Annotated in this window: 10 protein-coding genes; 5 read left to right on the top strand and 5 right to left on the bottom strand. The window is 69.9% G+C overall.

Going from position 1 to position 13,025, the window contains the following annotated elements; translation table 11 throughout:
• Positions 1–387 precede the first annotated feature (387 nt).
• The 3 genes from KJK29_RS32615 to KJK29_RS32605 all read left to right on the top strand — a co-directional run bounded on the left by KJK29_RS32615 (position 388) and on the right by KJK29_RS32605 (position 2,814).
• The gene (locus KJK29_RS32615; protein ID WP_215122743.1) at positions 388–972 is read left to right on the top strand and encodes a hypothetical protein; all 585 of its coding nucleotides are present in this window, start codon (positions 388–390) and stop codon (positions 970–972) included.
• Positions 973–1,360: 388 nt separating this feature from the next.
• On the top strand, positions 1,361–1,567 hold the full coding sequence (locus KJK29_RS32610) for a DUF5999 family protein (protein WP_215122742.1): 207 nt from the start codon (positions 1,361–1,363) through the stop codon (positions 1,565–1,567).
• Positions 1,568–1,779: 212 nt separating this feature from the next.
• A complete protein-coding gene (locus tag KJK29_RS32605; protein ID WP_215122741.1) occupies positions 1,780–2,814 on the top strand; it encodes a LacI family DNA-binding transcriptional regulator in 1,035 nt (344 codons plus the stop codon).
• A 27-nt stretch (positions 2,815–2,841) separates the two neighbouring features.
• On the opposite strand, the gene KJK29_RS32600 is transcribed toward KJK29_RS32605, so the two are convergent.
• From KJK29_RS32600 to KJK29_RS32585, 4 genes are all read right to left on the bottom strand, one after another.
• Entirely contained in the window at positions 2,842–3,906 is a 1,065-nt protein-coding gene (locus KJK29_RS32600) for an endo-1,4-beta-xylanase (protein WP_215122740.1), read from the bottom strand.
• A 56-nt stretch (positions 3,907–3,962) separates the two neighbouring features.
• Entirely contained in the window at positions 3,963–4,727 is a 765-nt protein-coding gene (locus KJK29_RS32595; RefSeq protein WP_251058150.1) for a carbohydrate ABC transporter permease, read from the bottom strand.
• A gap of 65 nt (positions 4,728–4,792) precedes the next feature.
• A complete protein-coding gene (locus tag KJK29_RS32590; RefSeq protein ID WP_215122738.1) occupies positions 4,793–5,791 on the bottom strand; it encodes a carbohydrate ABC transporter permease in 999 nt (332 codons plus the stop codon).
• A gap of 6 nt (positions 5,792–5,797) precedes the next feature.
• Positions 5,798–7,090, bottom strand: coding sequence for an extracellular solute-binding protein (locus KJK29_RS32585; protein ID WP_215124535.1), 1,293 nt, complete (start codon positions 7,088–7,090; stop codon positions 5,798–5,800).
• A gap of 446 nt (positions 7,091–7,536) precedes the next feature.
• On the opposite strand from KJK29_RS32585, the gene KJK29_RS32580 reads away from it, so the two are divergent.
• Together KJK29_RS32580 and KJK29_RS32575 are read left to right on the top strand one after the other, a co-directional pair.
• Positions 7,537–9,516, top strand: a complete 1,980-nt coding sequence (locus KJK29_RS32580) for an APC family permease (protein ID WP_215122737.1) — start codon at positions 7,537–7,539, stop codon at positions 9,514–9,516.
• Positions 9,517–9,627: 111 nt separating this feature from the next.
• Positions 9,628–10,047 (top strand): TOBE domain-containing protein, encoded by a 420-nt coding sequence (locus tag KJK29_RS32575; protein WP_215122736.1) that lies wholly within the window; start codon positions 9,628–9,630, stop codon positions 10,045–10,047.
• Positions 10,048–10,114: 67 nt separating this feature from the next.
• Here the strand turns inward: KJK29_RS32575 and gcvP are convergent, their stop codons facing one another.
• Positions 10,115–13,000, bottom strand: coding sequence for an aminomethyl-transferring glycine dehydrogenase (gcvP, locus tag KJK29_RS32570; protein ID WP_215122735.1), 2,886 nt, complete (start codon positions 12,998–13,000; stop codon positions 10,115–10,117).
• Positions 13,001–13,025: the final 25 nt, after the last annotated feature.

Genomic DNA, 13,025 nt, shown 5'->3' with positions numbered 1-13,025 from the left:
GATGTCCACCCGGTGTCCGCGAACTCGTGAAAAACGCCGACGAGAATGGGCCTACCGGTTCTCGGACATTCACCGAGGTCATCACCTCGCACCCCCGCCTGGAATCGGGATAATTCTCGCGTATCGCCGACCGAATGTACCCTTGTTCTTCTCACCGGAAACGGCTAGGCGAAACCCAGTCTGATCCCGTGTCGTATAAACTCCGCGAACAAGGCAGAAGGTTGGCGCCCACGGTCGATGGGTCCTGCCGTCGAGTCGATGTTCGGCGGACCCCACCCCCCTCTCGTTCATGAGACCCGGCCCTGCCTCTGCCGACCCCCGTGAGCAGACAGCGCCGTCCGCCCCCGCCCTCGTGCCACCGTGCCTTTGAATGAGAGGCGACCCACCATGCCGCTGCATGTCCCCCCGGCTCCCGCGCCCGCACTCCGTACCGTCCTGACCGCGCTCTCCTCGCCCACCGCGGTCCGGGAGGCCCGAACCCCCTCCCTGCTCCGCGCCCAGGGACCTGTCGCAGCGGAACTCCCGCTTCCCGTCCACGTCCTCGACCGGGTGACGGCCGAGGGGGTGTCGGCCACCCGGCTGGCCGGGTGGCGCTTCCTGATCCGCTCCGGCGAGCGGGCCGTGGCCGCGGCGGAGACGATGCTGACTCCCGACGGCTGGGCCTTCTCCCACTTCTTCGAAGGCCCGTACATCACCTCCACCGAGCGCGCCCTGCGCCAGGCCGAGACGATGCCGCAGTCGTATCAGCCCCGCCTGCTGTCGGTGCCCGGCCTCTACATGCTGACCCTCTGGCTGCACGAGGACTGCACCGCGGACGGCGCCGCCGGCCACCCCGCCGCCACCGATCTGCTCGTCCCGCTGGCGCCCGCACCCCCCGGCATCGCGGCACATCGCCCGCACCGCGTCGCCGAACTCCTCCCGGTACTGACCCACCGCGCGACTCCCACGCGACTGCTCGGCTCACCCGCCTGAAACGCCACGCGTGAAGCCTTTCCGCACCCCGTCGCCGAATTCCCGGCGTCGGGGTGCGGGCTTTCTATCGCTCGTACGAGCACCTAACAGCTCGTACGAGCCGAAAAGGCCCCCGACCCGATCTGACTAGCCCTATCCGACCACTGCGAACCACCCGAAGTGACAGCCCAGTTGGGATGAACCGTCCGGGCGGGTGACGCGTCCTGAATCTGTGAGAAGCGGTGCCGCGAAATCCCTGCGGAATGACGCCCGTGGGGCAACACTGGGTTCCGACCACTTATCACGGGGGGCGGCCATGAACGACACTTCTAGCCGCGGAACACACACGACGACCGATTCAGACGACTCAGTCGCCTCATCCATCACGACAGAGCGAAAGATCCCACCCATGTGCCAGCACCAGACACCATGCCCCTCAGCCGAATCCGCCGACCGGGAGTCCGCCCATCTCGTGGCGCACCACCCGGAGCAGGGGTGGAGCCTGCTGTGCAACGGCGTGGTGCTCTTCGAGGACACCGGTGAGCTTCTGCCGGACGGCAGGGTCATCGCCCCGCACCGTCCGCTGGCCGGCAGCCAAGTGGTGACGGCTGCCTGAGGGCCGCCGGGCGGGGTGACGCCCCGCTCGCAGATATGAGGGGCCGGCCGCAGGACACCCTGCGAACCGGCCCCGACGCATGTCCGGGGGCGGTCACTCCCCGTCACCCGCCGCGACTTCTCCGTTCCCGGCCCGTACGCCTTCCCACGGATGCCCGACTTCCGGAAGACTCCTGGAAGTTTCGCGGTCACCCGTCGACGGAGGTGGGGCAAGTGGCAGCACGTGAGGCCGACGCCGGGGGCAAGGTCACGATCACGGAGATCGCCCGGCAGGCGGGCGTGTCCGTGCCGACCGTGTCCCGGGTCGTCAACGGCCGGTCCGACGTGTCGCCGCAGACCCGGGCCCGGGTCGAGGAACTGCTGCGCCGGCACGGCTACCGCAAGCGCCCCGCGCCCCCCGGCACCCGTGCGGCCCTGCTCGACCTCGTCTTCAACGACCTCGACAGCCCCTGGGCCGTGGAGATCATCCGCGGGGTCGAGGAGGTCGCGCACGCGGCCGGGGTCGGCACGGTGGTGTCGGCCATCCACGGGCGCTCGGGCGATGCCCGCGAGTGGATGCGCAACCTCCGGGCCCGTGCCTCCGACGGCGTCATCCTCGTCACCTCGGCGCTGGAGCCGATGCTCCACGAGGAGTTGCGGATCCTCGGCGTCCCGCTGGTCGTCGTCGACCCGGCGGGCTCCCCCGCCCTGGACTCGCCCACGATCGGCGCCGCGAACTGGTCGGGGGGCATGGCCGCCACCGAGCATCTGCTCTCCCTCGGCCACCGCCGGATCGGCCTGATCGCCGGCCCGCCGCGCCTGCTGTGCTCCCGGGCCCGGCTGGACGGCTACCGAGCCGCCCTAGAAGGCGCCGGTGTGGCGCCGGACGCGTCCCTCGTCGTCCCCGGCGACTTCCGCCCCGAGTCCGGCTTCACCGCCTGCAACACCCTGCTCGACCTGCCCGAGCCGCCGACCGCCGTGTTCGCGGCCAGCGACCAGATGGCACTAGGCGCGATCGAGGCACTGCGGCGGCGCGGGCTGCGGGTCCCGCAGGACATGAGCGTGGTCGGTTTCGACGACCTCCCGGAAGTCCGCTGGTCGGCTCCACCCCTGACCACGATCCGCCAGCCCCTCGCCGACATGGGCAAACTGGCCGCCCGCACGGCCCTCCGCCTGACCCGCGACGAACAACCGGACTCGCCTCGAGTGGAGCTGGGGACGGACCTGGTGGTGCGATCCAGCACCACACCTCCGGCCGGGCGGGGCTGACGGGCCCGCGCCGCCTGCCTCCCCCGCCTACTTCGCTCCGAGCGCCTCACGCAGCGCGAAGTACGCCGGCTTCGGCCTGAGCTGCTCGTCCCACGGCAGGGCCGCGCCCTGGCCCGGGAAGAAGGCGGGGATCCACGAGTACTTGTCCGTGTAGTCCCAGAGGGTGACACCGACGCAGCGGCGTACCGCCAGGCACGCCTCGGTCAGGTCGCGGTACCACTCGGCCTGCTGGGCCAGCTTCTCCTCCGTCGCGGGCAGGATCATCCGTACGTCGACCTCGGTGAGCGAGGTGTCGAGGCCGAGCCGGGAGAAGCGCCGGAGGTTGTCCTCCAGGGTGGTGGGATAGCCGTACTGAAGGGCGAGGTGGGCCTGGAGGCCGATGCCGTGCAGGGGGACGCCGTCGGCCTTCAGTTCCTTGGCCAGCTTGTAGTACGCGTCGCTCTTCGGGCCGATCCCCTCGATGTTGTAGTCGTTGAGGTACAGCTTCACGCGCGGATCGGCCTGATGCGCCCAGCGCAGCGCGTCGGCTATGTACCCGGGCCCGAGCGTCTTGTAGAAGACGGACTCCCGGTACGTACCGTCCTCGTTGAACGCCTCGTTGACGACGTCCCAGGCGAACACTTTGCCCCGGTAGTGCCGTACCTCCGCCTGGACATGCCTCTTCAGCACGGCCCTCAGCTCCGGCGCCGTCCACTCCCGCCCCGTGAGCCACCCGGGCAACTGGCTGTGCCAGACCAGGGTGTGGCCGCGCACCTTCTGCCGGTTGGCGCGCGCGAGGTTCACGATCTCGTCGCCCTTGGAGAAGTCGAACACCCCCTGCTGCGGCTCGGTCGCGTACCACTTCATGCCGTTGCCGGGCGTGATCTGGTCGAACTCGCTGCCGAGCAGGGCCTTGTACGGCGAGTCGACGAGCTCGGGATTGTCCGTCGCGCTCCCGAAGTAGCGGCCGTGCCGCTGGGCGAGATCGGCGAGCGTCGGTTCCTTGCCGTGCTCCTCGCCGGCCTGTGCCGCCGGGCCGGTGGCGATACCTCCGGCCACCAGCACGGCGGCCAGCGCCCCAGCGAGTCTGAGCCGTATGGCGGTCCTGCGCATGGTGCGACTCCTCAGCGTCGAAACGGATGGGTGAGCCGTACGTCCGCGGGCGCGTGTCAGCCCTTCGTGGCGCCCGCGGTGAGGCCGCCGACGAGCTGCCGCTCGGCGACCGAGTAGAAGGCCAGTGCCGGGACCATCGCCAGCACCAGATAGGCGAAGACCTTGGCGTACTCCGCGGAGTACTGCCCCTGGAACTGTTGCACCCCGATCGGCAGCGTCCACCACTGCGCGTCGGTGAACACCAACAGCGGCAGGAAGAAGTTGTTCCAGCTGGTGACGACGGCCAGCACCGAGACCGTGCCGAGCGCGGGCCGCGCCATGGGCAGCAGCACCCGCCAGAAGAAGCCGAACGAGCTGCACCCGTCGAGCGTGGCCGCCTCCTCCAGCTCACCGGGGATCTGCCGGAAGAAGCCCCGCAGGATGATGATGGTCATCGGCAGCCCGAAGGCCGCCTGCGGAAGGATCACCCCGAGGGGGTTGTCCAGCAGGCCCAGGGAGCGCAGCAGCAGGAACAGCGGCAGGGCCGCCACCGCGAACGGGAACATCAGCCCCATCGTGAACAGCGTGAACAGCACCTCCCGGCCGCGGAAGGCGAACCGCGCGAAGGAGAAGGCCGACAGGGCGGAGACCGCGACGACCAGGACGGTCGTGCCCACCGCGATCAGCGTGCTGTTGCCGATCAGCCGCCAGAAGTCCCCCGAGCCGAGGATCTGGGTGTAGTTGGAGGTCACCCACGACTCGGGCAGACCGACCGGGTTGCGGGACAGCTCGTCGGTGGACTTGAACCCGGAGAGCGCGGCGTAGACCAGCGGGACGGCCATGAACGCGCCGACGGCGATCAGGACGAGGTGCAGCGGAAAGTTCCGGCGGCTCTTCTGATGAGCAGTCACTTTCCATCACCCCGCATGGTCGTGGTGGCCCCTTCCAGATCGCGCCGGAGCACGAACCGCTGGTAGGCGAGGGCGAAGACGAGGCTGATGCCGAACATGGCCACGCTGATCGCGCTGGCGTAGCCGACCTGGTAGCGCTTGAAGCCGTACTGGAACATGGTCACGGCCATGGTCTCGGAGTGGTGGTCGGGACCGCCCGCGGTGGTCACCCACACCAGGTCGAAGAGCTGGATGGACCCGATGACCGACAGGAAGACACTGATGCGCAGGGTGGGCGCGAGCAGCGGCAGCGTCACATTGCGGAAGCGCTGCCAGGGACCGGCCCCGTCGATGAGCGCCGCCTCGGTCAGCTCTCTCGGGACGGCCTGGAGCCCGGCCAGGTACAGCATCATGTGGAAGCCGAAGTACTTCCAGGTCATGACCAGGAACAGGGTCGCCATGACCGTGGACGGGTCGGCGAACCACTCCCCTCCGAGCCCTTCCAGCCCGATTCTGCCGAGGAGTTGGTCGGCGAAGCCGTCGTCCGGGGCGAAGATCATGCCGAACAGGATTCCGGTGATCGCCTCGGACAGGACGTACGGCGCGAAGAACAGCATCCGGTACACCGCCCGCCCGCGCATGCGCTGGTTGAGCAGGACGGCCATGGCGAGCGCGAACGGCAGTTGCAGCACGAGCGACAGCACCACGAGGACCAGACAGCGCCACAGGTCGCCCAGGAAGACCTCGTCCTGGAAGAGCCGGGTGAAGTTCTCGCCGCCGATGTACTCGGAGGGCATGCCGAAGCCGCCCCAGCGGAAGAACGCGGCGTACAGGGCGAACAGCATCGGCAGCAGCACGAGCCCCATGAACAGCACCAGGGCGGGCAGCTGGAAGCCGGTCGCGGTCAGCCAGTTCAGCGCGCGTCGCCGGGCCCGGCTCCGGGCCGGGTCCGCGGCCGGGGGCGGCAGGCCGGCGTCGGGGCCGGTCCGTTTGTCCGGCAGGAACGTGGAGGTCATCGCCGGCTACTGCTCTTCCTTCGCGGTCCTGGTGATCGACTGGGCGACCTGCCCGGGGGACTTGGAACCGGCGATGAGCGCGGCGACGCTGTCGTTGACCTCCTGGCCGACGGCGGGCGCGTAGGCCTGGTCGAGGTAGAGCTGGAAGCCGGTGGCCTTCTTCAGCTGCTCCTGCACGGCCTTGATGTTGGGGTCGGCGATGGCGCTCTCGGCCGCCGGGACCACGGGGAGGACTCCGGTCTTCTTGACCAGTTCCAGGTCGGTGGCCTCGGACGCGAAGAACTTCAGGAAGTCGACGGCCGCCTGCGGGGCGCCCTTGCGCAGAGCGTGCCCGCCGCCTCCGCCGAACACCTCGGTGAGGGCGCCCTTGCCGCCCTCGACCGCGGGGAACGGGAAGAAGCCGAGGTCCTTGCCGAGTCCCTTGCCCGCGTCGGCCTGCACCACGGGGGCCCACTGCCCCATGAGTTCCATGGCGGCCTTGCCGTTGCCGACGGTGGCGGCCTGGCCGGTGGGCGAGGAGTAGGCGGCGCCGAGGTAGCCCTTCTGGAACGGCTGGAGTCCGACGAGTTCGTCGAGGTGCTCGCCCGCCTCGACGAAGGGGGCGCCGGTGAAGTCCTTGGCCTCGTAGGCCTTCTGCAGCGCTTCGGCACCGGCGGTGCGCATCGCGAGGTAGGCCCAGTAGTACATCCCGGGCCACTTCTCCTTGCCGGCCAGGGCGAGCGGCGTGACCTCGGCGGCCTTCAGCTTCCGTACGGCGTCGAGGAAGCCGGTCCATGTGGTCGGGGGCGCGCTGATGCCGGCCTTCTCGAAGAGCGCCTTGTTGTACCAGAAGCCGATCATGCCGATGTCGAACGGGACGCCGTAGACCCGGTCGTCGAGCAGGTACGGCTCCCTCGCGACCGGGAGCAGGGCGTCGCCCCACGGCTTGGTGCTGTCCGTGAGGTCCTCGACGAGTCCGGCGTCGACCTGCTGCTTCAGGACTCCGCCGCCCCAGGTATGGAAGATGTCGGGCAGCTTCCCGGAGGAGGTCAGGGCCGTCATCTTCGACTTGTAGGCGTCGTTCTCCAGCTGGACGATCTTGATCTTGACCTTGGGGTTCTGCGCCTCGAACTTGCGGGCGAGCGCGGCCCAGACACCCTTGGCCGGCTCGGTGGTGGAGATGTTCCACCACTCGATCGTGGTCGTCCCCGACGACCCTCCGTCCGAGTCCCCGCCGCATGCGGTCAGTGCCGTCATCCCCAGACCGGCCGCGGCGGAGGCCGCCAGGAAGCCGCGGCGGGACAGTGCCGGGTCGCCCATCATGCTCCTCGAAAGTTTCGGATGAACTCCAGAAAGCTGCGTCGTTGCCGCACCCTAGAGACAGGCGCCAAAGGGTGACAACCCCTCGTGCACGGTCAATCGCTCAGCGAGGCAAGAGTGCGAGTGCGGGACGAAACATTCGAGCTGCTCAACGAACCTTACGGAGCTTGCTCGACCCACGATCACGCACGGTGTTCAGCCACGGATCGACCGCAGAAGCCTCACTGATGCCCGGGCGGACCGCCCGACGGCCGGCTCACCCGCCCTCAGCTCGCCTTTCACGCTCCCGGCGCCCCGGCCGAAGCCGCCCGGGGCCGAGTCTTAACGGAAGCTTGACGCGCTCCGCCCTCTCATCCACGGGCCACGACATCACGCTCCGCATACGCTGAGCGGGCCGTCCAGTGATGGCCGGAAATACCCTGCGCCGCCTCTCGGGAGCACCTTCGATGGCCACCACTGAGCACCTGCCACCGAGCCGTACGGAGCCCACCCCGCCCAGTCGCCTGCGGGCCTGGATGCTGGAGGGCCTGTCCGACATGGGCAAGGGCGGCGGCCACACCGGACCCCACGCCGAACCGGAGCCCCCGCACAAGGGCCAGCCCTGGTGGCGGGTGATGTGCCTGACCGGCGTCGACTACTTCTCCACGCTCGGCTACCAGCCGGGCATCGCGGCCCTGGCCGCCGGACTGCTCTCCCCGATCGCGACGATCGTGCTGGTCATCGTCACGCTGGCGGGCGCTCTGCCGGTCTACCGCCGGGTGGCCGAGGAGAGCCCGCACGGCGAGGGCTCGATCGCGATGCTGGAGCGGCTGCTCTCCTTCTGGCAGGGCAAGCTGTTCGTCCTCACCCTGCTCGGCTTCGCCGCCACCGACTTCCTGATCACCATCACCCTGTCGGCCGCGGACGCCTCCACCCACCTCGTGGAGAACCCGCATCTGAACAGCGCCCTGCACGACAAGCAGTTGCTGATCACTCTGATCCTGGTCGCGCTGCTCGGCGCGGTGTTCCTCAAGGGCTTCCTGGAGGCCATCGGCGTCGCGGTCGCCCTGGTGGGCGCCTATCTCGCGCTGAACGCGGTCGTGGTGGTCGTCGGCCTCTACCACGTGGTCACCGCCGGTCATGTGGTCACCGACTGGTCCAGCGCCCTCACCACGCAGCACAGCAACATCTTCGTCATGATCGGCGTCGCCCTGCTGGTCTTCCCGAAGCTGGCCCTCGGCCTGTCCGGATTCGAGACCGGCGTCGCCGTGATGCCGCACGTCAAGGGCGACGAGGGCGACACGGAGGAGAACCCGAAGGGCCGTATCCGGGACACGAAGAAGCTGCTCACCACGGCCGCTCTCATCATGAGCGTCTTCCTGATCACCACCAGCTTCATCACCACGCTCCTCATACCCGAGAAGGAGTTCGAGCCGGGCGGCCAGGCCAACGGACGAGCCCTGGCCTTTCTGGCCCACGACTACCTGGGCAACGCCTTCGGCACCGTCTACGACGTCTCGACGATCGCCATCCTGTGGTTCGCCGGCGCCTCCGCGATGGCCGGGCTGCTCAATCTGATGCCGCGCTACCTCCCCCGCTACGGCATGGCCCCGCACTGGGCCCGCGCCGTACGGCCCATGGTCATCGTCTTCACCCTGATCGCCTTCCTGGTCACCTGGATCTTCGACGCCGACGTCGACGCGCAGGGCGGCGCCTACGCCACCGGCGTGCTGGTCCTCATCAGCTCCGCCGCGATCGCGGTGACCATCGCCGCCCGCAAGGCCCGGCAGCGGAACTGGACCATCGGCTTCGCGGTCATCTCCGCGGTGTTCCTCTACACGACCGTGCTCAACGTCATCGAGCGCCCGGACGGCGTGAAGATCGGCGCCTGCTTCATCGCCGGGATCATCGTGGTCTCCCTGCTGTCGCGGCTGGCCCGGGCGTTCGAGCTGCGCGTGACCAGCGTGTCGCTGGACGGCATGGCGGAGCGCTTCGTCCGGGACATGGCCAGCCGCAGGATGCGGTTCATCGCCAACGAGCCCGACCGGCGCGACATCGCGGAGTACCGGGAGAAGATCGAGCAGATCCGGCAGGACAACGACGTGCCCGGGCAGGAGGACTTCGTCTTCGTCGAGGTGACGGTCACCGACCCGTCGGAGTTCGAGGCGAGCCTGACCGTACGCGGCGAGGTGCTCCACGGCCGCTACCGCGTGCTGACCCTGGAGTCCTCCTCCGTCCCCAACGCGCTGGCCGCCCTGCTGCTGCACGCCCGCGACCTGACCGGCTGCACCCCGCACATCTACTTCGAGTGGACCGAGGGCGGGCCCTTCACCAACCTGCTGCGCTTCTTCCTGTTCGGCCAGGGCGAGGTCGCCCCGGTGACCCGCGAGGTCCTGCGCGAGGCCGAACGCGACCGGAAGCGCCGGCCGAGGGTGCACGTCGGCTGACCGGCGACCCGCGGCACCTCCACGCCCCGGGCCGCCGGTCCGGGCGGCGGCCGATGCGACGCATACAAACGCATACCCGATATAAGGGCCTCACCGGGCTACCGTGCACCCATGAGCCTGAGCATCCGCAACCAGCTCCCCGGCACCGTCACCGCCGTCATGCCCGGCGAGGCCATGGCGACGGTCAGGGTCCGCCTCGCCGGCGGCCAGGACCTCACCGCCGCGATCACCCGCGAGGCCGCCGAGGATCTCGGTCTCACCCCGGGCACCGTCGTACGCGCCTTGGTGAAGTCGACGGAGGTCGCGCTGGCCACGGCCCCCGTCGAGGGCCTGTCCATCCGCAACCGCCTCCCCGGCACGATCACGGGCATCACGGCCGGTGACGCGATGGCCTCCGTCCGGATCACCGTCGAGGGCGGCGAACTGACGGCGGCGATCACCAAGGACGCCGCGGACGACCTCCGCCTGTCGCCCGGAACCCCGGTCGTCGCCCTGATCAAGTCGACCGAGGTGTCACTCGCCGTCGCATGACGCAAGAGCCCTGCACGGCGGAGGGGCCCCGCATCAGCGGAGCCCCTCCCTCTGACCGGTCGGTCGATCAGTCCTCGTACGCGTCCAGCGGCGGGCAGGAGCAGACCAGGTTCCGGTCACCGAAGGCCTGGTCGATGCGCCGCACCGGCGGCCAGTACTTGTCGGAGGCCGCGACTCCGGCCGGGAAGACGGCCTCCTCACGGCTGTAGGCGTGCTCCCACTCCCCGGCGAGCGCGCCGGCGGTGTGCGGGGCGCCCCGCAGCGGGTTGTCGTCCGCGGGCCACGCACCGGAGCCGACCTTCTCGATCTCCGCGCGGATGGCGATCATCGCCTCGCAGAACCGGTCCAGCTCGGCCAGGTCCTCCGACTCGGTCGGCTCGATCATCAGCGTCCCGGCCACCGGGAACGACATCGTCGGCGCGTGGAAGCCGTAGTCGATCAGCCGCTTGGCGACGTCGTCGACGCTCACGCCGGTCGCCTTGGTCAGCGGTCGCAGGTCGATGATGCACTCGTGCGCGACGAGCCCGCCGGGGCCGGTGTAGAGCACCGGGTAGTGCGGCTCCAGCCGCTTGGCGATGTAGTTGGCGCTGAGCACGGCCACCTGCGTGGCCCGCTTCAGTCCCTCGCCGCCCATCAGCCGGACGTACGCCCACGAGATCGGCAGGATGCCGGCCGAGCCCCACGGCGCCGCGGAGATGGGGCCGACCCCGGTCTCCGGGCCCGCCTCGGGCTGCAGCGGATGGTTCGGCAGATACGGCGCGAGGTGCTCACGCACCGCCACCGGACCGACGCCGGGCCCGCCGCCGCCGTGCGGGATGCAGAAGGTCTTGTGCAGGTTCAGGTGCGAGACGTCCCCGCCGAAGTGCCCCGGCTTGGCGAGCCCCACGAGCGCGTTGAGGTTGGCCCCGTCGACGTAGACCTGCCCACCCGCCTCGTGCACCTGCGCGCAGATCTCGGAGACATGCTCCTCGAACACGCCGTGCGTGGACGGGTAGGTGATCATCAGCACGGCCAGCTCGTCACGGTGCTGCTCGATCTTCGCCCGCAGATCCTCGACGTCGATCTCGCCGTCCTCGGCGGTCTTGACGACGACGACCTTCATGCCCGCCATCACCGCGCTCGCGGCGTTGGTGCCGTGCGCGGACGACGGGATCAGGCACACGGTGCGCTGCTCGTCCCCGTTGGCCCGGTGGTACCCGCGTACGGCGAGCAGACCGGCCAGCTCGCCCTGCGACCCGGCGTTCGGCTGGAGGGACACCTTGTCGTAGCCGGTGACCTCGGCGAGACGGTCCTCCAGCTCGTGGATGAGCGTGAGGTAGCCCTCGGCCTGCTCGGCGGGCGCGAAGGGGTGCAGCTGCCCGAACTCGGGCCAGGTGACCGGCTCCATCTCCGTGGTCGCGTTGAGCTTCATGGTGCAGGAGCCCAGCGGGATCATGCCGCGGTCGAGCGCGTAGTCACGGTCGGCCAGCCGGCGCAGGTAACGCAGCATGGCGGTCTCGGAACGGTACTGGTGGAAGACGGGGTGGGTCATGTACTCGTCGGACCGCAGCAGGGCGCCGGGCAGCCCGTCCTCGGTGGCGGCGTCCAGCGCCTCGACGACACCCTCGACCCCGAACGCGGCCCATACGGCACGCAGCTGGGCCCGCGTCGTGGTCTCGTCACAGGAGATCGAGACCTGGTCGGCGTCGACGAGACGCAGGTTGACCCCGTTCCGCGCCGCGGCGGCCACGACCTCGGCGGCCCGGCCCTCGACGCGCGCGGTCAGGGTGTCGAAGTAGGCCCCGTGCACGACCTCGACCCCGCCGTGTCCGAGCCCGGCGGCGAGGACCGTGGCGTAGCGGTGGGTGCGCCGCGCGATGCTCTTCAGGCCCTCCGGCCCGTGGTAGACGGCGTACATGCCGGCCATCACGGCGAGCAGCACCTGCGCCGTGCAGATGTTGCTGGTGGCCTTCTCACGGCGGATGTGCTGCTCACGCGTCTGCAGCGCCAGCCGGTAGGCCTTGTTCCCGTCGGCGTCCACGGACACGCCGACGAGCCGCCCGGGCAGGCTGCGCGCCATCTTCTCGCCGACGGCCATGTAACCGGCGTGCGGTCCGCCGAAGCCCATCGGCACGCCGAAGCGCTGCGTCGTCCCGACCGCGATGTCCGCGCCCAGCTCACCGGGCGACTTCAGCAGGGTCAGCGCGAGCAGATCGGCGGCGACGGTGACGAGCGCCCCGAGCCCGTGCGCCTGGTCGATGACCGGCTTGATGTCCCGTACGGCTCCGGAGGCGCCCGGGTACTGGATCAGCACGCCGTTGATCTCGCGCTCGGCGATCCCGGCGGGGATGCCGTCACTGAGATCGGCGACGACGACCTCGACACCGGTCGGCTCGGCCCGGGTCTCGATCACGGCGATGGTCTGCGGCAGCGTGTCCGCGTCGACCAGGAACAGGCCCTTCTTGTTCTTGCCCAGCCGCCGCGACAGCGCCATGGCCTCGGCCGCCGCGGTGCCCTCGTCGAGCAGGGAGGCGCCGGAGGTCGGCAGTCCGGTCAGGTCGGCGACCATGGTCTGGAAGTTGAGCAGCGCCTCGAGCCGGCCCTGCGAGATCTCCGGCTGGTACGGCGTGTAGGCCGTGTACCAGGACGGGTTCTCCATGACGTTGCGCATGATCACCGGCGGCGTGAACGTTCCGTAGTAGCCGAGCCCGATCATGGAGCCGAGGACCTGGTTGCGGTCGGCGAGGGAGCGCAGCTCGGCGATCACCTCGGCCTCGCTGCGGGCGCCCGGCAGGTCCAGCGCCTCGGCGCTCTTGATCACGGCCGGGACGGCGGCGGCCGTCAGCTCGTCCAGCGAGCCGTATCCGACGTGCGCGAGCATCTTGGCGCACGCCTCGTGGTCGGGGCCGATGTGGCGCTGCTCGAAGGGAACTGCCTCTTCGAGCTCGGAGAGCGGAATGCGATGGGCGGTCATATGCGGAGGCCTCCTGGTCTGACAC

It is taken from the genome of Streptomyces koelreuteriae, assembly GCF_018604545.1.
GTDB lineage: Bacteria > Actinomycetota > Actinomycetes > Streptomycetales > Streptomycetaceae > Streptomyces > Streptomyces koelreuteriae.
This window is presented reverse-complemented; position numbering and strand designations above follow the sequence as displayed.